Raw genomic sequence first — 21,967 nt, 5'->3', positions numbered from 1 at the left:
TGGCCGCAGCGGACCGGAAGGGGCGTTCCCATACTCCGCGGCGCCATCGCCGCGCGCGGGAGATTCCAGCCATGGTCCGACTACAGCTCGATCCGAGATCGCGTGTCCATGTCCTCGTCGGGAGCCTGGCGCTGCTCGCGCCCACGGCGCCCGTCGCCGCCGCCGACACCTTCATCGACTACGGCAGCGACAAGCACCTCTTCAGCCAGAGCAGGGAAAACGAGCCGTTCGTCGCCGTCGACCCGGCGCATCCGAACATCCTCGCCGCTGGCGTGAACGACAACCCGGACGGCGAGGCCTGCAATGCCGGTGACCCGACAACCTGCCCCTACACGGATGGGGTCGGCGGGGCCGGGATCTCGTTCTCGACCGACGCAGGGACCACCTGGACCGCACCGACGTACAGCGGCATCTCGGCGCGGGACTGCCTCGGGCCGGAAGAGTGCGTCCCCGACCCGAGCGGACCGATCAGCACGCTGCCCTGGTACGACGCGCACGGGATGGTCTCCATCGGCGACCCCGTGCTGGCGTTCGGACCGAAGCCGGACGCGCAGGGCCACTTCTCCTGGAACAACGGCTCGCGGCTGTATTACGCCGCCATCGCGCTGTCCTTGCCGGGCGACCCGGGCTTCAAGGGCGTGAGTGCGATCACCGTATCGCGGACGGATGACGTCGGCGGCGCGATGGCCGGGGCCAAGTCGGCCTGGATGGCCCCGGTGATCGTGTCCAAGCAGAACGCCGCCGTCATCAACGACAAGAACCAGCTGTGGGTCGACAACGCCGCGTCGAGCCCCTTCTTCGGCAACGTCTATGAATGCAACGTCGGTTTCCGCGGCAACTTCAATGGCGGCTCCGTCCCCGAGCCGGTGCTGTTCGCCCGGTCGACCGATGGCGGCAGCACCTGGTCGACCCGGCAGCTTTCGGCCGCGACCAACAACCCCCAGACCGGCGGCCGCCAGGCCTGCAGCATCCGCACCACCAGCGACGGCGTCGTCGTCCTCATCTGGAGCGGGCGCAGCGACACCGTCACCACCAAGGGCAGCGTCATCTACCAGGCGCGGTCGTGGGACGGCGGCGTTCGTTTCGAGAAGCCGCGCGCGATCGCCACGACGACCGCGATCGGCCAGGTCGATCCCCTGCAAGGCACCTTCTCGATCGACGGCGTCGCCGGCGCGCGAACCTGGAATGCCCCCACGATCGACATCGCCAACGGCGCTCCGAGCGGCACCGGAGCGACGAACCGCGTCGTCGTGGCCTGGTCCGATGACCGCAACGGCACGAACCGCGAACAGGGCTGGCTGATCGCGTCGTCCAACAAGGGCGCGACCTACGGCTTGCCGCAGGCCTTCGGGCGCGCCGGAGACCGGGTCAACCAGCCGGCCGTCGCGATCTCGCCCGACGGTGCCAACGTCTACGTGGTCTACAACGCCTACCTCGATCCATGGCGCGACACGCTGGCTGGCGCGCGGCGAATGCTCGGCGTCGTCCGACAGGCCTCGTGGGGCATCCTCGAGACCTGGACCACGCTCCACACCGGCACGATCGCCGATGCACGGGGGTCGACGGCCCAAACCGAGCCTACCGAGTTCCTCGGCGACTACAACACCGCCTGGGCAACCAACGATGGCGTCTTCGCCGCCTGGAACGACGTGCGCGACACGTCCCTCTGCCCGGTGGTCAACGCCTACCGCCAGGCGACCTTGGACGGAACGCCGACGGCGCAGCCGGCGCTGCAGAACGACTGTCCGGACACTTTCGGCGCGAGCAGCATCTACGGGGGCTGGTTCAGGCCGTAGCCGGCGGGCGGGTCGCCCTGGCCCCGCGCAAGCGGGCCTTTGCTGCGCCAGTGGCGATGATGGATCGTCGTGGCGGCTGCGTGCGATCGGGCGATGGCGCCGCGTCACGGGGCCCGGGAATCCGGATCGCCTCGCACCATCGGCGATGCCGATCCGGCACGGCGGTGCGTCGGGGTTGCGTGCAGCGGCCTCGTCCACGATGCCCCGGGTCTGGCAATCGCGCCTGCGAAGGCGAGGCGGCGCGCGCTTCGTGGCGCCGCGCCCGCGTCGGATTGGTCCGCCAGTCACGGGCGCCATGCAGCCGTCCGCTACCATGTCGCGATGCGTCGAATCGTGTTCCACCGGATGCTGTCGCGACTGGCGCTGGCCGCCGCGCTGCTGCTCACCACGCTGCCCACGCTCGGGCGGTTGGCGCTGCCGGCGCATCCGCATCTCCACTCACCGCAGCCCGTGGCCATGGCCATGGCCCATCGGCATGCGCCGCCGGCATCGACGACCGGCACGCCCGTGCCCATGCCGCCGCCGCACGCGCACGGGCTGGACTGCGTCTACTGCGCGCTGCTGGTGGAGGCCGTGCCGACGGCATGCCTGGCGCTGGCGGTCGTTGCCGTAACTCCGGTCCGACCGGTACCCGCGGCCCTGGCCACCCCGCCGCCCGCCCGTGCAACCACCCCCGGTCTCGGCGCGCGCGGGCCACCGGCGGTGGCCTGAACCGGCAAGCACAGGCGCATCCGCCGCGCTTTCGACATCACGGGCTGTCTGTTTCCGCCACGGCGCGGAGGATGGATGGGCCCCTTCTGGAATTGCCCACATGCGACGACTTCTGAGCGGCGCCGTCTTCGGCGTCATTTTCCTGCCTTCGGCCGCCCAGGCCTGCTCCAGCTGCGGCTGCACGCTCAGCTCGGACTGGGACAGCCAGGGCTTCGCCACCGAATCGGGTTTCCGCATCGACCTGCGCCATGACTTCATCGACCAGTCGCAGCTGCGCAGTGGCACCGACGCCGTGGACCGCGATTCGATCACCCTGCCGCAGTCGCGCGAGATCGAGGACGACACGATCAACCGCTACACGACGCTCGGATTGGACTACAGCCCCAATGCCGACTGGGGCATCAACCTGCAACTGCCGTATGCCAACCGATCGCATACGACATACCCGCAGGGCGAGGCCACGCCGTCGTCGTCGCATTCGAGCAGCATCGGCGACGTGCGCGTGCTGGCGCGCTACCAGGGATTCACCGCGCAGCACGACGCCGGCATCCAGTTCGGCCTGAAGTTGCCGACCGGAAGCCACGACGTGCGCTTCGCCAGCGGCAGCGAGGCCGGCGAACGGCTCGATCGCGGCCTGCAGCCGGGCTCGGGCACCACCGACCTGCTGCTGGGCGGGTATCGGTTCGGCACGATCAACCAGGATTTCGACTGGTTCGGCCAGGGACAACTGCAGGTCGCGCTGGATTCGCGCGACGATTACCGCACCGGCGCGTCGATCAACCTCAACGCGGGAGTGCGCTACATGGCCCATCCGCGGGTGACGCCGCAATTGCAGCTCAACCTGCGCGCGCAACGGCGCGACAGCGGCGCGCAGGCCGATGTCGAAAACAGCGGCGGCACGCTGCTCGACCTCAGTCCCGGCATCAGCGTCGAGGTCAGCCGTCGCCTGCATGCCTACGGGTTCGTGCAGGTGCCGCTGTACCAGCGCGTCAACGGCTTCCAGCTGGCGCCGCACTGGACCGCGTCATTGGGGCTGCACTACGCGTTCTGAGTCGCCGACCGCGTGCATGTGGCTGGTGGATTCAAGTCGTGGCCCCGGGTGCGCTGCGCTTACGCGGGCTACGGCCACTGGGATGTAGACGCCCGCCCGTAGGAGCGGCTTCAGTCGCGAGCTTTTCGGCACCGCATGGTGTCGCGCGCCCGGGCCGATGCATCTTCCACGAACGGTCGCCCTTCGAGCCGTGCCGCACTCAGTGCGCGGCCGTCCCCGGCGAAGGCGTCGCCGCCGTAGGCGCGCCCGCCTGCAACCACGGCAGCACATCGCGTTCCAGTACCGCCGCGTCGATGGTCGGCGCGGCCTTGAAACCGTCGCGCCGCAACACGCCGTCGCGATCGACCACGAACGTCAACGGCACCCGCCACAGGCGCCCGTAGCCCGCGAACCTGGTCGCGTCCGCCATCGCCGCCGGATAACTGAAGTCGCGCATCACCGCGCGCACCTTGTCGATGTCATCCGGATCGTCGGCACTGATCGCAAGCACGACCAGGCCGTCGCCCGCATGCGCGGTGTAGAACGCCTGCAACGCCGGCATCTCCGCCCGGCACGGCCCGCACCACGTGGCCCAGACGTTGACCACGACCACCTTTCCGCGCGCATCGGCCAGCGAGAAATGGCGGCCGTCGAGCAGCGTGGCCTCGATCGCCGGCGCCGGCTGGCCGACCGCCAGGCCGCGCGCAGCGGCAGCGCCTGGCAGCGCGCAGGACAGCAGCAACAGCGCAAATGCCAACAGTCGCATGGCAGGCCTCGCGGAACGGACGCTCGATGATAGCGGGGCGACCGTCGGGCACCGTCAATTTGGCGCGCTCGCGGGCCGCTCGCTATCCTGCGTGTTCATCCAGGAGACGAGCGCCCATGGGCAGCGACACCAGCGACGTGCTGATCATCGGCGGCGGCCACAACGGCCTGGTCTGCGCGGCCTACCTGGCAGGCGCCGGGCTCAAGGTGCGCGTGCTCGAGCGTCGCGGCATCGTCGGCGGCGCAGCGGTCACCGAGGAATTCGTCCCGGGCTTCCGCAATTCCACCGCCAGCTACACCGTCAGCCTGCTCAACCCCAAAGTCATCGCCGACCTGCGCCTGCACCAGCATGGATTGCGCGTGGTCGAACGGCCCTACGCCAACTTCCTGCCGCTGCCCGACGGCCGTTGCTTCCGCCTGGGCGGGCCCGACACCCAGTCCGAAGTGGCGAAGTGGTCCACGCGCGACGCCGCGCGCCTGCCGGAGTATTACGCGATGCTCGATCGCGTGGTCGCGGTCCTGCGCGAGTTGATGGTGCGCACGCCGCCGAACGTGAGCGAGGGGTTCGTGCTCGCCGACTGGATCGGCGCGCTCGGCGTCGGCAAGCAGCTCAAGCACCTGGACATGCGCGGCCGGCGCGACCTGCTCGACCTGTTCACCAAGTCCGCGGGCGAACTGCTCGATGCGTGGTTCGAATCCGAACCGCTCAAGGCGGCGCTCGGCTGGGACTCGGTGGTCGGCAATTTCGCCAGTCCCTATACGCCGGGGTCGGCGTACGTGCTGCTGCACCACGTCTTCGGCGAGGTCAACGGCAAGTCCGGTGTCTGGGGCCATGCGATCGGCGGCATGGGCGCGATCACGCAGGCAATCGCCGCCGAATGCGCCGCGCGCGGGGTGGTCGTCGACACCGGCGCGGCGGTGGAGCGGGTGCTGGTCGAGCACGGCGCAGGCAAGGCCGGCAAGGCGGTCGGCGTGCGCCTGGCCGATGGCCGCGAGTTGCGGGCGAAAACCATCGTCTCCAACGTCAATCCCAAGCTGCTCTACCAGCGCCTGGTCGCACGCGGCGACCTCGAGGCCGATGTCGCGCAGCGCATGGATCGCTATCGCTGCGGCTCGGGCACCTTCCGGATGAACGTGGCGCTGTCGGAGTTGCCCGACTTCGCCGCCGCGCCCGGCACCCGGCTGCAGCCGCACCACCAGTCGGGGATCCTGGTCGGGCCGTCGCTGCAGTATTTCGAGCAGGCCTATTTCGATGCGAAGTCAAAGCAGTACAACGGCGGCTGGTCGCGCGCGCCGATCGTCGAGCTGGTGATTTCCTCGACGTTGGACGACACGCTGGTCGACAGCCGCCTCGCACCGGCCGGGCAGCACGTGGCGAGCCTGTTCTGCCAGCACGTGCATCCGGACGTCGACGGCGGCTGGGACGCGCATCGCGATACCGTGGCGCGGCTGATGATCGACACCGTCGATGCCTACGCGCCGAACTTCCGCCGCAGCGTGATCGGTTACAAGGCGCTGTCGCCGCTGGACCTGGAACGCGAATACGGCCTCGTGGGCGGCGACATCTTCCACGGCTCGCTCGGCCTGGACCAGCTGTTCAGCGCGCGCCCGCTGCTGGGCCAGGGCAACTATCGCGGCGCACTGCAGCAGTTGTACCTGTGCGGCGCGGGCACGCACCCCGGAGGGGGTGTCACTGGCTTGCCGGGCCGCAATGCCGCGCGCGAGATCCTGCGCGACCTGGGGCGCAAGCCGCGTCCCGACTGAGAACCAGCGGCGGCCTTTTATGAATCGATCAGGGCCGTGCTGCGGTGCAGCGTGCATCGGGAATAACGTTTCCTTCACGATGGAATCGCACCCGACGTGGGGGAGGGAGCAGAAGCCCGTCATCGGTCCGCCGATGCGGGCTTTTTTAATGCCTGGATGAATGGGGGCGACGGCGGCCTCCGCCCATGCTGGCTCTTCGATCTGGTGATCGCACCGGGTCGGTATTCGGCCAGCGGTGGATCGTCCTGCAGCTTTGCCGCGGGCACGAGCATGGCGGCCCCGCACGTGGCCGGCTCGCCGCGCTGATTGTCTGCAAGCATGGCGGGCACATCGCCCCGTCCGAAGTCGAGCGGATCCTGCGCGCCAGCGCGGATGACCTCGGCAAGCCGGGCAACGATGCGATGTATGGCGGCGGTCGGGTCAACGCCGCGCGCGCCGTGGCGCTCTGAGCCAGGCGCAATGCAATCGACGGCCGCCTTCGGGCGGCCGTTTTTTTGGTGCGCGCGGCGCCGTGCCAGAATCCGGCGATGAGCCCTGCGCGCGAACCGGTGGTTGAAGACGTCGTCGCTGCCGTCGTCGAACGCGCCTTGGCGCGACTGCGCGCATTGCCGGCGAGCGCGGGCGCTGTGCTCGACGATCCCGCGGCCGTCGCCTGCGTCGGTTCCATCGCGCTGGCCAGTGACTTCGCGATCGAAACCCTGCTGCGCCAGCCGGCGTTGCTGCCGACGTTGTTGCATGACAGCCACGCGGAGATCGCGCCGCCCGTGCTGGCCGCCGACAACCGCGAGCACTGGGGCGTGTTGCTGCGGCGCCATCGGCTCGCATCCTCGACCCGGCTGGTCTGGCGCGACGTGCTGGGCCTGGACGATGTCGATGCCACGCTTGCCGGCAGCACGGTGCTGGCCGAACGCTGCCTGCAGCTGGCGCTGGCCGCGCTCGAAGTCGACTTCGCGCAGCGCTTCGGGCAGGTGCGCGATGCCGATGGGCAGCCGCAACGGCTGGTGGTGTTCGGCCTGGGCAAGCTCGGCGGGGGCGAGCTGAATTTCTCCTCGGATGTCGACCTGGTCTATGCGTACGAAGCCGACGGGAGTTCCGATGGCGCGCGTGTGCTGGCGGCGGAGGACTATTTCGCGCGGCTCGGTCAGCAACTGGCGAAACTGCTGGACGAAGTCACGGCCGAAGGCTTCAGCCATCGCGTCGACCTGCGGTTGCGGCCGTTCGGCAATGCCGGGCGCATCGCGCTGTCGTTCGCCTCGATGGAGCAGTACTTCCAGCGCGAAGGCCGCGACTGGGAGCGGTACGCGTGGCAGAAGGCGCGGCCGGTCGCGGGCGACATCGCGGCGGGCGAGCGCTTCCTCGCCAGCCTGCGCCCCTTCGTCTACCGGCGTTACCTCGACTACGGCGCGCTCGATGGCCTGCGCGAGATGAAGGCGGCGATCGCGGCGGAAGTCGCGCGCAAGGAACTGGCCGACGACATCAAGCGCGGCCCCGGTGGCATCCGCGAAATCGAATTCCTGGTGCAGGCGCTGCAGCTGATCCGCGGCGGGCGCGAGCCGGAGCTGCGCGAGCGGCGACTGTTGCCAGCGTTGCAGGCGCTGGTGGTGGCCGGGCATGTCGAAGCCGGCACGGCGGACGCGCTGCGCACGGCCTACCGCTTCCTGCGCCGGCTCGAAAACCGCCTGCAGATGCTGCATGACGCGCAGACCCACGCGCTGCCGGCCAACATCGATGACAGGGCGCGCATCGCCGCCTCGCTGGGCTTCGACGGCTGGAATGCATTGCGCGACGCACTCGACGCGCAGCGGGCGCGGGTGTCGTCGGAATTCGAAGCGTTGCTGGCGCCGCGCGGGCGTCGCGTGCAGGCCGGCGCGCTTTCGGCCTACTGGCGCGCGCTGCCCGAAGCGGTGGACACGCGCGCCGAAGGACCGCCCGTCGCGCTGGTGGAGGCTGGCTTCGCCGATGCCGTTACCGCCGATGCGAGCCTGCGCGATTTCGCCCGCGCACCGGCCTTGCGTGCCTTGTCCGACGCGGCGCGCTCGCGACTGGATCGGGTGTTGCCGGCGCTGCTCGAAGCCGCCTCGGCATCGCCGCGGCCCGATGCCGTCCTGCGACGGCTGTTGCCGCTGCTGCACAACATCCTGCGCCGTGCGAGCTACCTGGCCCTGCTCGACGAGCAGCCGGCGGCGCTGCAGCGCCTGGTCGACGTGGTCGCGCGCAGCGCACTGCTCGGCGAGCGGCTGGCGACGTATCCGCTGCTGCTGGACGAGTTGCTCGACGTGCGCGTGGCCGGACCGCTGCCGACGCGGGCGGACATGGTTGCCGCCTGCGCGCTTGCGCTGGGCATCGACGACACCGAAGCCGCGTTGCAGGCCCTGGGCGAAACCCGGCAGGCGCTGAGCTTCCGGATCGCGCTGGCGACGCTCGATGCGCGCCAGCCGGCGGGGGACAGTGCGCGGCAACTGGCGTGGCTGGCCGACGCGGTGCTGGCGGTGGTGCTGGCGCTGGCGCAGCGCGAAGTCGCGTCCGCGCACGGCCGCATCGCCGGCGCGCGCTTCGCGATCCTCGGCTACGGCAGCCTCGGCGGCGAGGAGCTGGGATTCGGTTCGGACCTGGATGTCGTCTTCCTGTACGACGCGGTGGCCGAGGCGCAGTCCGACGGCACGCGCGCGCTGGATGCCTCGCGCTGGTTCGCGCGCCTGGCGCAGAAGATCGTCTCGCTGCTGGGCGCGGTCACGGGCGCCGGCCGGCTGTACGACGTCGACGTGCGCCTGCGTCCGGATGGCGCCAAGGGCCTGCTGGTGTCGTCACTGGCCGGTTATGCCGAGTACCAGCGTGAGCGGGCCTGGACCTGGGAACACCAGGCGATGGTGCGCGCGCGCTGCGTCGCCGGCGACCCCGCGCTGTGCGATGCGTTCGAGCAGGTCCGCCGCGACACCCTCGGGCGGGCGCGCGACGCCGCGACCCTGCGCGCCGACGTGGTGGCGATGCGCCGCAGGATGCGCACCGAACTCGATCGCAGCGGCCCGGCCGGCTTCGATCTCAAGCAGGGCGAAGGCGGACTGGTCGATCTAGAGTTCCTGCTGCAGTACCTGGTCCTGCGCGATGCGCAGGCATCGCCGGCCTTGCTGGAGCCGCGCGCGACGCCGGCGCTGCTGTCGGCGCTGGGCGATCGGCTGGGGAACAGGGAGGCGCTGTACGACGCGCATGCCGTGCTGCTCGATGCCGGACTGCGCTGCACGCTGGACCGGCGGCCGCGGATCGCACCGGAAACCGCTCCGGTGGCCCGTGCGCGTGCCGCGATCCGCGCCGCCTGCGCCGAAGCCGGCCTCGCCTTCGATTGAGTTGCCGGCGCCGCGCGCGCCATTGCGCGCGAGCTAGGCGCGGCGGGCGTCGTCGCTGTCCAGGCGCGCGCGCACTTCGGCGGCGATGCGCGCCGTCTCGCGCAGGGGCTGCACATCGAAGGGCGCCAGCATGCCGTCGAGCGCGCGTATCCGGCCCGAAGCGAGCAGCGCCTGCAGGAACGACGCCAGCCGCCCGTGCGCGCGCGCGGGTTCGAACACATGCACCGGCGCCTGCGTGGCGCAGGCTTCGGAAATCATGTTGACCGAATCCGGCGAGCAGACGATGCGGTCGGCCCAGGCCAGCAGGCCGGGATAGGGATTGGGGCCATCCTGCGCACCGAGCCACGACATGCCGGCGGCATCGACGGGTCGGGCACGCACGGCGGCGAGGACGTCGGCGGGCGTGCGCCGCGACACCGTCAGCAGCAGGCTGCCACCTTCGCGCGCGCGCACCGCATCCACCGTATCGGCGAGGGCTTCGAAGTCGGTGCGATCGAAGCGCACGTGCCGGCTGGAGCCACCGAGCAGCACCACCGTGCGTGGTCGCGGCAAGGCCGCGAACGCGGCGAACGCGACGCGCGCCTGCGCCAGCCAGGCGTCATCGACCGGATGCAGGCTGCCGAGTGTCGACAGCACGTTGCTGCCGCGCAAGCGATCGTGTTGTGGCGCAACCACCACGTCCCAGTGCGCCGGATCGATGCGTGGATCCAGGATCTGCACCGCGCGCGCACCGTGGCTTCGCAACAGGCGGGTCGCCAATGCCGCCTGGCGACCGCAACCCACGACCAGCGCGGGCGGTGATGCCAGCGCAGCGTGGAAGCCGATTCCGAAGGCGTGCCGGCTGCCGGGCAGGCAACGTGGAGCGAACGCGCGCCATGGCCAGCGCGGGTGCAACTGCAACGTGGCGCCGGCCTCGCCGCCGAGTGCCTGCGCCAGCGCCTGCGCCTGGCGCAGGTTGCCGGCGCGATCGTCGCTGACCGCCCACGCCTGCACGCCGGAGCCTGGGCTTGCCGGCATGGCGTCGCTGGCGGCTTGTTCCATGCGTGCAGCCATGCTGTTGCGCGGGCGCTGACGTAGGTTCGACGCGCGACACTCTACACTGCGCACCTCGCGCCGGCGTGGCGCGCCCCTGCTGCAAGGATGTCCGATGCCCGATTCCGCCTTCCGGCCGCCGTTGCCCGACGTCGCGCTGGACCAGCTCTATCGCCAGGCGCGTACCTACAATGCGTTTTCCGGCGACGTGAGCGACGCGCTGTTGCACCAGCTCTACGACCTGGTGAAGTTCGGGCCGACGACCGCGAATACCTGTCCGGCGCGCTTCGTCTTCCTGCGCTCGCGCGAGGCCAAGGCCCGGCTCGAGCCGGCACTGGATGCCGGCAACCACGACAAGACCATGGCCGCACCGGTCACGGTCATCGTCGCCTACGACCTGGCCTTCTATGAGAAGACGCCGGTGTTGTTCCCGCATACGGATGCCAAGTCGTGGTTCGACGGCAAGTCCGACGCGGAACTGACCACGATCGCGCTGCGCAACGGCAGCCTGCAGGGCGCCTACCTGCTGCTCGCGGCGCGGGCGCTGGGGCTGGACTGCGGCCCGATGTCGGGCTTCGACAATGCGAAGGTCGATGCCGAATTCTTCGCCGGCACGCGCATCCGCTCCAACTTCCTGGTCAACCTGGGGCATGGGGATCCTGCGAGCATCTTCCCGCGCTCGCCGCGGCTGGGCTTCGACGAAGCCTGCCGCATCGAGTGAGCGCGGCCCCGGCCTGCACGCCCGAATGAGCCTCCGACCGACAGCGAGTCCGACATGATCGTGGATCGTCCCTCCAGCGCCCGCGGCGCCGCACGACTGGGCTGGCTCGACAGCCGGCACGCGTTTTCCTTCGGCCATTTCCACGATCCGCAGTGGATGGGTTTCGGACCGCTGCGCGTGATCAACGAGGACCGCGTCGCGCCCGGTGCGGGCTTTCCGCCGCACCACCACGCCAACATGGAGATCCTCAGCTACGTGCTGTCGGGCAGCCTGGCGCACCGCGACAGTGCTTCGGGGGAAGCGGGGCTGCTCAAGCCCGGCGAGTTGCAGTGGATGAGCGCCGGGCACGGGATCGACCACAGCGAATACAACGCGTCGGACAGCGAGCCGGTGCACTTCCTGCAGATCTGGATCCAGCCCGATCGCGTCAACGCGCCGCCGGCGTACGCGCAACGCGCCTTCGATCCGGACGCGCGCCGCGGCCGTTGGGCGACCCTCGCATCCCCGGACGGCCGCGACGGCAGCATCGCGATCCGGCAGCAGGCGTTTTTGCAGGGAACGCTGCTGGCCGCGGGCGCGGCGGTGGACGTGCCGCTGGATCCCGCGCGTCGTTACTGGTTGCAGGTGGCGCAGGGCGCGGTGGAACTGGATGGACGCGGGCTCGCGGCGGGCGATGCCGTGGGGCTGGCCGGGGAAGCCGGGGTGCGCCGGCTCGTGGGGTCCGGTGGGGTGGACGCGGACGTGCTGTTGTTCGATTTGCCGGCGTAGGTTCCCTGCTCCTGCTTGATGGGTCGTCCAAGCACGCACGAGCCAAGGCGAGCGGGGCGAGCACGCACCAAGGCGACCGCGCACCATCGCGCGCGGCAGGAGCCGCGCTGGGGAAGGATGCCTAGCGGATCAGGAAATCCTCGAGCGTCTTGCCCGACTTCAGCTCGGCGGCCAGCCAGCGCGGGGCCTGGCCGCGGCCGGCCCAGGTTTCCGCCGGGTTGGCCGGGTTGCGGTATTTCGGCGCGACCTTGCCGGTCGGCTTGCCCTTGCCCTTGCGGGCTTTCGACGCGGGCTTGGCCTCGCCCGTGGAAGCCGGCGCCTTGCCGCCGAACAGCTCGTCGATGCGATAGCCCTCGGCCTTCGCCAACTGGGTCAGCTTGCGGCGCACCAGCGCGATCGGCTTGCGCTTGGCCAGGGTCGTCTTGCGCTTTTTCGCCTGGTTGATCAGCTGGTCGAGTTCGCGGACGGACAGCGTGTTGACGTCGATGGGCATTGGACACTCCGGGAAAAGACCACGCCACGATGTGGCAAGCCGGACATGCTATGCGCGCGAACCGCGTGCGTAAACCGCTCGACTTGGAGCGCGCCGCTTTGCGCCTTCGCAACGCCGGGGCGTGCGGGCGACGCGCTGCGATCGAACTGTTCGATCCAGCCGCGTCCAGCGCGCCGCTTACGCCTGCGCAATGCCGAAGCGCGCGAGCAGCGCGCCGCGATCGAGCTGCTCGGAGTCGGCAGCGCCGCGCGCGCGGTATTCGAACGTGCCCGCCGCCAGTCCGCGCTCGGACACCACGATGCGATGTGGAATGCCGATCAGCTCGATGTCGGCGAACATCGCCCCGGCACGCAGGCCGCGATCGTCGAGCGCGGTATCGATGCCGGCCGCGGACAGCTCGCGATAGAGCGCATCGGCGGCGTCGCTGACGGCCGGGTCGGATTTCGGATTGATGACGCACACGGCGACCTGCCACGGCGCCATCGCCTCGGGCCAGAGGATGCCGGCGTCGTCGTGGTTCTGCTCGATCGCGGCGGCGACGATGCGCGACACGCCGATGCCGTAGCAGCCCATCAGCGGCATCACCGCCTTGCCGCCGGCATCGAGCACCGTGCAGCCCATGGCTTCGGAATATTTGCGCCCGAGCGCGAAAACGTGCCCGACCTCGATCCCGCGCGCGATGCCCAGCGTGCCGCGACCGTCGGGCGACAGGTCGCCTTCGACGACGTTGCGGATGTCGGCCACCCGCGCGGGCTCGGGCAGGTCGCGGCCCCAGTTGACGCCCGCCAGGTGATAGCCGGCTTCGTTGGCGCCGACGACGAAGTCCGCCATCGCCGCGACGCTGCGATCGGCGATGACATGGATGGCCTTGCGCGGCGCGACCGGGCCCAGGAAGCCAGGCTCGCTGCCCAGGTGCTCGAGGATTTCCGCTTCGGTCGCCAGCCGGTATTCGGCCAGGCCCGGCAGCTTGGCCAGCTTGATCTCGTTGATGAGGTGGTCGCCGCGCACCAGCGCCAGCACGAAGCGCTCGACGGGCTTGCCTTCGACCGCTTCCCGGGACATCAGCGCCACCGACTTCACCGTGCGCTGCAGCGGCAGGCCGAGCAGTGCGGCAACGTCCTCGCAGGTCTTCTGCGTCGGCGTGTCGACCTTGCGCATCGCTTCGGCGGCGGCAGGACGCGCGCCGGGCGCCAAGGCTTCGGCCAGCTCGACGTTGGCCGCGTAGTCGGAGGCGTCGCTTCCGCTGGCATCCATCGCGTACGCGATCGCATCTTCGCCCGAGTCGGCCAGGACGTGGAACTCGTGCGACGCGCTGCCGCCGATCGCGCCGGTGTCAGCGAACACCGCTCGGAACTTCAGGCCCAGGCGGGTGAAGATGCGCGCGTAGGTGTCGTACATGTTGCGGTATTCGGCCTGCAGCGACGCTTCGTCCAGATGGAAGGAGTAGGCATCCTTCATCACGAACTCGCGCGCGCGCATCACGCCGAAACGCGGCCGGATCTCGTCGCGGAACTTGGTCTGGATCTGGTAGAAATTCACCGGCAGCTGCTTGTAGCTGGCCAGCTCGTTGCGCGCGAAATCGGTGATCACTTCCTCCGCTGTCGGCGCGTAGCAGTACTGCGCCTCCTTGCGGTCGCGGATCTTCAGCAGCTGCGGGCCGAACTTCTCCCAGCGCCCGGTTTCCTCCCACAGCTCGCGCGGCTGGATGGTCGGCATCAGCAGTTCGATCGCACCGCTTCGGTTCATTTCATCGCGCACCACGTGTTCGACCTTGCGCAGCACGCGCAGGCCCAGCGGCGACCAGGTGTAGAGGCCGGCGGCGAGCTTGCGCAGCATGCCGGCCTTGAGCATCAGCTGGTGGCTGACGATCTCGGCATCGGCGGGGGTTTCCTTGCTGGTGCGAAGGTGGAACTGCGACAGGCGCATCGGGATTCGGGATGACGAAGGGGAAATCCCATTCTGCCATGCGCGGCCGGAGCGCCGGGCGCGGGCGCATGGCCCGACGCGGGCGGGGACGGCAGCGGGAACCGGAGCAACGTGGCGCCTGGCGGCGCCTAGTCGCGGTCGCCGTGGACCTCGATCCCGGACGGCGCACGGGCATCGATGCGTTCGTATTTGCGACCTTTGGGTGGCTGGTCGCTCACATGCAGGACGCCGCTGGCATCACGCCAGCGGTAGAGGCTGGGGATGGCGTCGCGCGCGGTGGCGGCCGCGGCCTGTTCGGCGCGTCGTTGCCGCGCTTGGACCACGTCCGCAGGCTCGCGCGACAACCACCAGGCCAGGCCGGCACCGAGCAGAGCGCCGGCGACGATGGCCCAGCGTGCGTTCAAGGCGCGGGGGTGGCCGTCGCCTCGCCACACCAGCGCGTGATGTCCGATTCGGCCAGCTGTTTCTGCTGTGCCATCTGCTCGGCATTGAACGTGCTGTCGGGCTTGCCGTCACCGTCGTTGTCGGGCCCCACGGCGCCGCCGGCCTGCAGGCGATCGCGATTGGACTTGGCCAGGGTGCAGTTGGCACTGGCGATGGTCGGCTTCGGCGGGGTCGCGGCGGGCGTGGCGGCCTGCGCCGGCGCCGGCGTGCCCTCAGGCACCACCACGCTGCGCGACTGGAACTGGCCCTTGGGCGGCGGGGAATCGGTGTAATGGGTGACGCCCTTGGCGTCCTTCCACTGATACAGGTCTGTGGCGCCGGACATCGTGGCGGCAGCGAGCAGCGCGACGAACAGGAGGGTGGGGATCGTTCGGCTGGCCATGGCGGTTTTCCGCGGGACGGGCAGCGATTCCAGCACCGTGCCGACGGCGGTGCAAGCCCGCTAGACTGGCGCGATGGACAAGCGTGACGACGACCCCGCTGGCGGCCCCGGTCAGCAAACCCCGCGCCCGCGCCCGCGCAGCCGCGGCATCTACCTGTTGCCGAACCTGTTCACCACCGGCGGGCTGTTCGCCGGCTTCTTCGCGATCATCGCCGCCTCGCAGGGGCGCTTCGATGCGGCCTGCGTGGCCATTTTCATCGCCGCGGTGCTCGATGGCCTCGACGGCCGGGTGGCGCGGCTGACCAATACCCAGAGCGAGTTCGGCGTGCAGTACGACTCGCTGGCCGACCTGGTCAGCTTCGGCATGGCGCCGGCGCTGGTGATGTACTACTGGGCGCTGTCGTCTCTCAAGCTCGATGGCATGACCGCCGGCAGGATCGGCTGGCTGACCGCCTTCCTGTACGCCGCGTGCGCGGCGCTGCGGCTGGCGCGCTTCAACAGCCAGGTCGCGCAGGTCGACAAGCGCTGGTTCATCGGCCTGGCCAGTCCGGCGGCCGCGGGCCTGATGGCGAGTTTCGTGTGGACCTGCAACGGGCTGCATTACACCGGGGTGCAGCTGCGCCATCTCGCCATCGTGGTGACCGTGGTCGCCGCGCTGCTGATGGTCAGCCGCATCCGCTACAGCAGCTTCAAGGGCGCCGGCGGCGCGCGCGGCGACCGGGTGCCGTTCTTCGTGATCGTGGTCGTGCTGGCGGTGCTGATCGCGCTGGTGATCGATCCGCCGAAGATGCTGCTCGCGGCCGCCGCGTTGTACGCGCTGTCCGGGCCCGTGCTGTGGCTGCGCCGGCGCCACGGCGGCAACTGAGTCGACCGCGATGTGGGATGACGTCCAGCGCGAGATCCTCGCCGCCCTCGGCCATGCGCCGATGGTGCTGGCGCCGCCGGAGCTGCCCGACGATCCGCTGCTGCACGCGCTGCTGCGCGCGGCCGGTTGCGACGCGCAGGCGCCCTCGGTCGCCGACGTGCTGCGGGCGCTGCCGCCGACCGCGACCGTGCGCGGCAATCCCGGCGGCAAGCGTGCGCTGTGGCCGCGGCTGAGGAGCCTCAGGAGGCGGGCGTGATCGCGCCGGGTGCCGGGCGTTCCCGCATGCGCGGCCGGGCATGAGCGCGCGCGCGTCCGAGGCCGGCGCCACGCTGGCCGGCCTGCGCCCGATGCGCGACGAGGATCTGGACGCGGTGCTGGCGATCGAGCTGCGCGCGTATCCGTTTCCGTGGACGCGCGGGATCTTCCAGGATTGCCTGCGCGCCGATTATCCGGCGTGGGTGTTGCAGCGCGACGGCGCGATCATCGGCTACGGCATGCTCAGCATCGCCGCCGACGAGGCCCACGTGCTCAATGTCTGCACCGCGCCGGAGCAGCAGGGCCAGGGCCACGGGCGGCGCCTGCTGCGGGCGCTGCTGCGGCTGGCGCAAGGACGCGGCGCGCAGCGGGTGTTCCTCGAGGTGCGGCCGTCCAACACCGTCGCGATCGCGCTGTACCACGATGAAGGTTTCAACGAGATCGGCCGCCGCCCACGCTATTACCCGGCCCGCGGCGGCCGCGAGGATGCGATCGTAATGGCGAAGGAGTTGTTCGCCGACTAGGGCGCGCAGGCGATCGCCGGTAGGGGCGGCTTCAGCCGCGAGCGCTCTCCCGCTGTCCAGGACGGTTGCAGGAGCTCCCGGCTGAAGCCGCTCCTACGCAATGCGTTGCGAAAAGCGTCCGATCAACGGCGCATCAGAGCTTCTGGCGCTGCGCCTGCAAGGCCTGGTGCTGCGCGGTCCAGTCGGCCAGCCGCTGCCGCTCCTGCTCGACCACCGCCGCCGGCACCTTGTCGCTGAATTTCGCCAGCTTGGCTTCGCTCTTCCCGCGCTCGCCGGCGACGCGCGCGAGTTCCTTGTCCAGCCGTGCGCGCTCGGCGTCGAGGTCGACCAGCCCTTCCAGCGGCACCAGCAGCTTCAGTGCGCCCACCACCGCGGTGGCGGCGGGCGGCGCGCTGTCGGCGGCGTCGAGCCATTCGATCCGATCGAGCTTGTTGAGGAAGCGCAGCTCGGACGCGAAGCGGACGACGCGTGCGCGATCGCTGGCATCACCATCGGCAAGCAGCAAGGTCACCAGCTTCGCCGGAGGCACGTTGAGCTCGCTGCGCACGCGGCGCAGCGCGGTGACCATCGCCTTGAGCCATTCGATGCCGGCCTCGGCGTCCGCATCGGCGGCCGGCAGCTCCGCCGCCTGCGGATACGCCTGCAGCATGATCGTGTCGCCACCGATGCCGAGCTTGGGCGCGACCGACTGCCACAGCTCCTCGGTGACGAACGGGATCAGCGGATGCAGCAGTGCCAGCAGCCGCTCGAGCACGTACAGCAACGTATGCCTGGTGCTGTCGGCCGCGGCACGGCCTTCGGCGGAGGCGAGGTCGCCGTTGAGCGCCGGCTTGGCGAGCTCGACGAACCAGTCGCAGAAGCTGTTCCAGGCGAATTCGTACAGCGCCTGCGCCAGCAGGTCGAAGCGGTAGCTGGCGAAGTGCTGCTCGGCCTCGCTGGCGGTTTTCGCCAGCTGCGCGAGGATCCAGCGCTCGGCGTCGGTCTTCGGCTGCGGCGCCACTGCACCGTTGCCGTCGGGCGCTGTGTCCGGCAGGGCTGCCGTGGAGTCCAACCTGCTGCGCACCCTCATCCACCCCTGCGGGGCACCTTCTCCCGGAGGGAGAAGGGAGAAGGACTCGGTGTTCATCAGCACGAAACGGGTCGCGTTCCACAGCTTGTTGCAGAAGTTCTTGTAGCCCTCGGCGCGCTGCAGGTCGAACTTGATGTCGCGGCCGTGGCCGGCGAGCGCGGCCATGGTGAAGCGCAGCGCGTCGGCGCCGAAGGCGGGAATGCCGTCCGGGAATTCACGACGCGTGGCCTTCTCGATCTTCTCCGCCATCTTCGGCTGCATCAGCCCCGAGGTGCGCTTGGCCAGCAGCGCGTCGAGCGTGATGCCGTCGATGATGTCGATCGGATCCAGGATGTTGCCCTTGGACTTGGACATCTTCTGTCCGTCCTTGTCGCGCACCAGGCCGGTGATGTAGACGTCGTGGAAGGGCACCTGCCCGGTGAAGTGGTCGGTCATCATGATCATCCGGGCGACCCAGAAGAAAATGATGTCGAAGCCGGTGACCAGCACCGACGATGGCAGGAAGCGATCGAAGCCGCGGTCGCGCATGCGCCCGGCATCCGGCCAGCCCAGCGTGCTGAACGGCCACAGCGCCGACGAGAACCAGGTCTCGAGCACGTCGTTGTCCTGCGACAACGTCACATCCCCGCCGAGTGCGTTGGCGGCGCGGACCTCGGCTTCGTTGCGACCGACGTAGACGCGGCCCTGCGCGTCGTACCACGCCGGGATCCGATGCCCCCACCACAGCTGGCGGGAAATGCACCAGTCCTGGATGTTTTCCATCCAGTGGCGATAGGTGTTGATCCAGTTGCCGGGGACCAGCTGGATGGCATTGCTTTCGACCAGCTGCAACCCGCGCGCGCCGAGCGTGTCCATCTTCACGAACCACTGGTCGGTGAGATAGGGCTCGATCACCTGCCCGGTGCGATCGCCGCGCGGCACCTGCAGCTTGTGCGGCCTGGTGTCGACCAGCAGCCCGGCTTCATCGAGGTCCGCGAGCACGAGCTTGCGAGCTTCATAGCGGTCGATGCCCCGATAGCGCTCGGGCACGGTGGAGTTCGTGGCGGCATCGGGCGTGAAGATGTTGATCAGCGGCAAGCCATGCCGCTGCCCGACCGCATAGTCGTTGAAGTCGTGCGCGGGCGTGACCTTGACCACGCCGGTGCCGAATTCGCGATCGACGTAGGCATCGGCGATCACCGGGATCTGGCGGCCGGTGAGCGGCAGCGTGACCGACCGTCCGATCAGGTGCGCGTAGCGCTCGTCGTCCGGATGCACCATCACCGCGGTGTCGCCGAGCATGGTTTCCGGGCGCGTGGTGGCGACCACCAGCGAGCCGCTGCCGTCGCTGAGCGGATAGGCGATCGACCACAGGAAGCCGTCTTCCTCCTCGTTGACGACTTCCAGGTCCGAGATCGCGGTCTTGAGCACCGGATCCCAGTTGACCAGCCGTTGCCCGCGATAGACCAGGCCCTGCTCGTGCAGGCGCACGAAGGCCTCGACAACGGCGTCCGCCGCCATCGGGTCCATGGTGAACACGCTGCGCGACCAGTCGCCCGACGTACCCAGGCGGCGCATCTGCCGCTCGATGGTGTGGCCGGACTGCCCGCGCCACTGCCAGACCTTCTCGATGAAGCGTTCGCGGCCGAGCGAGTCGCGCGTCTCGTCCTTGCCTTCGAGCTTGAGGTTGCGCGAGACCACCATCTCGGTGGCGATGCCGGCGTGGTCGGTGCCCATCTGCCACAGCGTGTCGAAGCCGCGCATGCGGTGGTAGCGGACCAGCGCGTCCTGCAGCGTGTGCTGGAAGGCGTGGCCCATGTGCAGGGTGCCGGTCACGTTGGGCGGCGGCAGCAGGATCGCGTAGGGCTTGCCCTGGCCGCTGGGCTTGAACACGCCGCTGGCCTCCCATTGCGCATACAGGCGCGCTTCGAACTGGGTGGGGTCGTAGCCGGGGGCGAGGGTGGTCATGGGGTTGCTTCGATTGGTTTCTATCCCCTCTCCCGCTTGCGGAGAGGGTTTGGGGTGGGGGCGCTCTTCGCGCGTTGGCGAACTGGCGCAAGCGCCCTCATCCGCCCTTCGGGCACCTTCTCCCGCGCGCGGGAGAAGGGAATCACATGTCGTGCTTGAGCACCTGCAACCCGCGCGCCTTGTACTGCTTCCAGCGCTCGCGCAGCGGTTCGCGCGCGTCGTCGTCGGCGGGCACGACTTCCAGCACGCGCTCGAAGCCGCCTTCGACCGCCGCGTCGCGCAGGTTGATCACCAGCGCGCGCATCGGCGCATCGATGTCGGGCGTGGCGATCAATACGGGCGTCAGTTCGTCTTCCTCGTCGCCGGCGACCTGGTGCGGGATATAGGCGTCATCGCCCATGTCCCACAGCAGCTCATCCAGCGCCTCGGCCTGTTCGGCATCGCGCGCCAGCACCAGCGTCCACAGGTTGGCGTCGTAGGCCTTCTTTGCCAACTCGCACACCAGCCGCAGCGGCTCCTCGCGGAAGCGCGGCTTGGCGATCAGGTAGAAGTCGGCGCGCATGGGAGAGCCGAAAGGGGGTCAGAGTGAAGTTTCGCGACCTGGCGTCACGACTTCAGCGAGAGATCCCGGCGCGAAATTCACTCTGACCCCTTTTCCGCGCGATCCATCAGCCACTGCGACAGCATCCCCACCGGGCGCCCGGTCGCCATTCCCATCTTGCCATCGCCATTGGCGACGCCGGCGATGTCCAGGTGCGCCCAGCGCTGGCCTTCGGTGAATCGCGAGAGGAAGCAGCCGGCGGTGATCGCGCCCGCCCAGCGGCCGCCGATGTTGTAGACGTCGGCAAACTGCGAATCGAGCATCGACTGGTATTCGTCCCACAGCGGCAGGCGCCAGGCGCGGTCGAAGGTGTCTTCGCCGGCGGCGAGCAGTTCGTCCGACAGGTCGTCGTGCTTGCTCATGAGCCCGGCGGCGTACTTGCCCAGCGCGACCACGCAGGCGCCGGTGAGGGTGGCCACGTCGAGCAGCGCCTGCGGTTCGAAGCGTTGCGCGTAGGTCAGCGCATCGCACAGGATCAGCCGGCCCTCGGCGTCGGTGTTGCCGACCTCGATGGTCTTGCCGGACATGCTGGTGAGCACGTCGGAGGGGCGGTAGCTGTTGCCGTCGGGCATGTTCTCCACCGCCGGCACGATCGACACCAGGTTGATCGGCAGCTTCAGCCCGACCGCGGAGACGAACGTGCCCAGCACGGTCGCCGCGCCGCACATGTCGTACTTCATCTCCTCCACGCCGCCCTGCGTCTTGAGGTTGATGCCGCCGGTGTCGAAGGTGATGCCCTTGCCGACCAGCACGTAGGGCTTGGCGTCGCCGCCGTTGCTGTACTTCAGGACGATGAGCCTGGGTGGATTGGCCGAACCCTGCGACACCGCCAGCAGCGAGCCCATGCCCAGCGCCTGCATCTGCTCGCGGTCGAGCACCTCGCAGGCGACGTTGTCGAAGCGGCCGGCCAGCTCCTGCGCCTGCTGCGCCAGGTACGCCGGGTTGCAGATGTTGGGCGGCAGGTTGCCGAGCTCACGGGTGAAGGCGACGCCGGCGGCGATCGCCTGGCCCTGCGCGAGCGCGGTCGCCGCGCCGGCGCCGTTGGCCTGGATCGCAAGCGTCGACAGCCCGGTCTCGGCGCGCTTCTTGTTCTTCGCGCCCAGCGTCGCGGTGTAGCGGTAGCAGGCGTGCGCGGCGGCGATCGCGGCCTGGCGGACGTTCCAGTCGCCGTCGCGTCCGGCCACGGTGAGCTCGGACAGCGTGAACAGCGCCGAGGCCACCGGGCCGGTGCGCAGCGCGCGCGCCGCATCGCCGACGGCCTTGAGGTATTGCGGCACGCCGAACTTGCCAGCGTCACCCAGCCCGATCACCAGCACCCGCGGCGCCTTCACGCCCGGCAGGTCATGCACGGTCAGCACGCTGCCGGTCTTGCCGCTGATGTCCCCGCGCGCCACCAGCGCCGCCAGGCGGCCACCACTGGCCGCGTCGAGCGCCTGCGCCGCCGGGCCCAGGGTCGTGCGGGCGCCGCCGGATGCCGCACCGCTGGCACATCGGAAGAGCGTACGTCCGGACCCCGGTCGGCGGTGTACCGCG

At 69.9% G+C, this 21,967-nt stretch carries 20 protein-coding genes; 11 read left to right on the top strand and 9 right to left on the bottom strand.

Annotated features, from left to right (window positions below; translation table 11 throughout):
* Positions 1–71: 71 nt before the first annotated feature.
* From G7B67_RS06440 to G7B67_RS06430, 3 genes are all read left to right on the top strand, one after another.
* The gene (locus G7B67_RS06440; RefSeq protein WP_166209684.1) at positions 72–1,796 is read left to right on the top strand and encodes a sialidase family protein; all 1,725 of its coding nucleotides are present in this window, start codon (positions 72–74) and stop codon (positions 1,794–1,796) included.
* A 321-nt stretch (positions 1,797–2,117) separates the two neighbouring features.
* Positions 2,118–2,507: a DUF2946 family protein gene (locus G7B67_RS06435; protein ID WP_166209682.1), complete on the top strand. Its 390-nt coding sequence runs from the start codon at positions 2,118–2,120 to the stop codon at positions 2,505–2,507.
* Positions 2,508–2,607: 100 nt separating this feature from the next.
* On the top strand, positions 2,608–3,558 hold the full coding sequence (locus G7B67_RS06430) for a hypothetical protein (RefSeq protein WP_166209680.1): 951 nt from the start codon (positions 2,608–2,610) through the stop codon (positions 3,556–3,558).
* Between the two features lie 199 nt (positions 3,559–3,757).
* Here the strand turns inward: G7B67_RS06430 and G7B67_RS06425 are convergent, their stop codons facing one another.
* Positions 3,758–4,303, bottom strand: a complete 546-nt coding sequence (locus G7B67_RS06425) for a TlpA family protein disulfide reductase (protein WP_166209678.1) — start codon at positions 4,301–4,303, stop codon at positions 3,758–3,760.
* A gap of 116 nt (positions 4,304–4,419) precedes the next feature.
* Between G7B67_RS06425 and G7B67_RS06420 the strand changes: the two genes are divergently transcribed.
* From G7B67_RS06420 to glnE, 3 genes are all read left to right on the top strand, one after another.
* The gene (locus G7B67_RS06420) at positions 4,420–6,066 is read left to right on the top strand and encodes a phytoene desaturase family protein (RefSeq protein WP_166209676.1); all 1,647 of its coding nucleotides are present in this window, start codon (positions 4,420–4,422) and stop codon (positions 6,064–6,066) included.
* A 185-nt stretch (positions 6,067–6,251) separates the two neighbouring features.
* Positions 6,252–6,515, top strand: a complete 264-nt coding sequence (locus G7B67_RS06415; RefSeq protein ID WP_166209674.1) for a hypothetical protein — start codon at positions 6,252–6,254, stop codon at positions 6,513–6,515.
* A 78-nt stretch (positions 6,516–6,593) separates the two neighbouring features.
* On the top strand, positions 6,594–9,407 hold the full coding sequence (glnE, locus tag G7B67_RS06410; protein WP_166209672.1) for a bifunctional [glutamate--ammonia ligase]-adenylyl-L-tyrosine phosphorylase/[glutamate--ammonia-ligase] adenylyltransferase: 2,814 nt from the start codon (positions 6,594–6,596) through the stop codon (positions 9,405–9,407).
* Between the two features lie 33 nt (positions 9,408–9,440).
* Here glnE and G7B67_RS06405 read toward each other — a convergent pair whose 3' ends face one another.
* Positions 9,441–10,448 carry a mitochondrial fission ELM1 family protein gene (locus tag G7B67_RS06405; protein WP_243412274.1) on the bottom strand — a complete coding sequence of 336 codons (1,008 nt, stop codon included), beginning with the start codon at positions 10,446–10,448 and terminating at the stop codon, positions 9,441–9,443.
* 106 nt (positions 10,449–10,554) lie between these two features.
* Between G7B67_RS06405 and G7B67_RS06400 the strand changes: the two genes are divergently transcribed.
* Both G7B67_RS06400 and G7B67_RS06395 read left to right on the top strand, forming a co-directional pair.
* A complete protein-coding gene (locus G7B67_RS06400; protein WP_166209670.1) occupies positions 10,555–11,160 on the top strand; it encodes a malonic semialdehyde reductase in 606 nt (201 codons plus the stop codon).
* Between the two features lie 54 nt (positions 11,161–11,214).
* Positions 11,215–11,928, top strand: a complete 714-nt coding sequence (locus G7B67_RS06395; RefSeq protein WP_166209668.1) for a pirin family protein — start codon at positions 11,215–11,217, stop codon at positions 11,926–11,928.
* 121 nt (positions 11,929–12,049) lie between these two features.
* On the opposite strand, the gene G7B67_RS06390 is transcribed toward G7B67_RS06395, so the two are convergent.
* The 4 genes from G7B67_RS06390 to G7B67_RS06375 form a co-directional block, all read right to left on the bottom strand.
* Positions 12,050–12,421 carry an H-NS histone family protein gene (locus tag G7B67_RS06390; protein ID WP_166209667.1) on the bottom strand — a complete coding sequence of 124 codons (372 nt, stop codon included), beginning with the start codon at positions 12,419–12,421 and terminating at the stop codon, positions 12,050–12,052.
* Between the two features lie 177 nt (positions 12,422–12,598).
* Positions 12,599–14,347 carry a proline--tRNA ligase gene (locus G7B67_RS06385; protein WP_166209665.1) on the bottom strand — a complete coding sequence of 583 codons (1,749 nt, stop codon included), beginning with the start codon at positions 14,345–14,347 and terminating at the stop codon, positions 12,599–12,601.
* Positions 14,348–14,475: 128 nt separating this feature from the next.
* On the bottom strand, positions 14,476–14,751 hold the full coding sequence (locus G7B67_RS06380; protein WP_166209663.1) for a DUF4124 domain-containing protein: 276 nt from the start codon (positions 14,749–14,751) through the stop codon (positions 14,476–14,478).
* Positions 14,748–15,173: a DUF4124 domain-containing protein gene (locus tag G7B67_RS06375; RefSeq protein ID WP_166209661.1), complete on the bottom strand. Its 426-nt coding sequence runs from the start codon at positions 15,171–15,173 to the stop codon at positions 14,748–14,750. Before G7B67_RS06375 ends, G7B67_RS06380 begins: the two co-directional genes overlap by 4 nt.
* 73 nt (positions 15,174–15,246) lie before the next feature.
* Here G7B67_RS06375 and pssA point away from each other — a divergent pair, with 73 nt between their 5' ends.
* The 3 genes from pssA to rimI are packed head-to-tail and all read left to right on the top strand — an operon-like array spanning position 15,247 to position 16,817.
* Positions 15,247–16,038 (top strand): CDP-diacylglycerol--serine O-phosphatidyltransferase, encoded by a 792-nt coding sequence (gene pssA / locus G7B67_RS06370; RefSeq protein ID WP_166209659.1) that lies wholly within the window; start codon positions 15,247–15,249, stop codon positions 16,036–16,038.
* A 10-nt stretch (positions 16,039–16,048) separates the two neighbouring features.
* Positions 16,049–16,294, top strand: coding sequence for a hypothetical protein (locus G7B67_RS06365; protein WP_166209657.1), 246 nt, complete (start codon positions 16,049–16,051; stop codon positions 16,292–16,294).
* A 40-nt stretch (positions 16,295–16,334) separates the two neighbouring features.
* Positions 16,335–16,817, top strand: coding sequence for a ribosomal protein S18-alanine N-acetyltransferase (rimI, locus tag G7B67_RS06360; protein ID WP_166209655.1), 483 nt, complete (start codon positions 16,335–16,337; stop codon positions 16,815–16,817).
* Positions 16,818–16,950: 133 nt separating this feature from the next.
* Here rimI and G7B67_RS06355 read toward each other — a convergent pair whose 3' ends face one another.
* The 3 genes from G7B67_RS06355 to G7B67_RS06345 all read right to left on the bottom strand — a co-directional run.
* Positions 16,951–19,833 carry a valine--tRNA ligase gene (locus G7B67_RS06355; protein ID WP_166209653.1) on the bottom strand — a complete coding sequence of 961 codons (2,883 nt, stop codon included), beginning with the start codon at positions 19,831–19,833 and terminating at the stop codon, positions 16,951–16,953.
* A gap of 142 nt (positions 19,834–19,975) precedes the next feature.
* The gene (locus G7B67_RS06350) at positions 19,976–20,395 is read right to left on the bottom strand and encodes a DNA polymerase III subunit chi (protein ID WP_166209651.1); all 420 of its coding nucleotides are present in this window, start codon (positions 20,393–20,395) and stop codon (positions 19,976–19,978) included.
* 77 nt (positions 20,396–20,472) lie between these two features.
* Positions 20,473–21,967: leucyl aminopeptidase (locus G7B67_RS06345; protein WP_166209648.1), on the bottom strand; the 1,495-nt coding region annotated here is incomplete at its 5' end.

This window comes from Cognatiluteimonas telluris (assembly GCF_011320095.1).
Classification (GTDB): domain Bacteria; phylum Pseudomonadota; class Gammaproteobacteria; order Xanthomonadales; family Xanthomonadaceae; genus Cognatiluteimonas; species Cognatiluteimonas telluris.
Note: the sequence above shows the minus strand (reverse complement) of the source record. Positions and strands in the feature narration are given on the sequence as shown.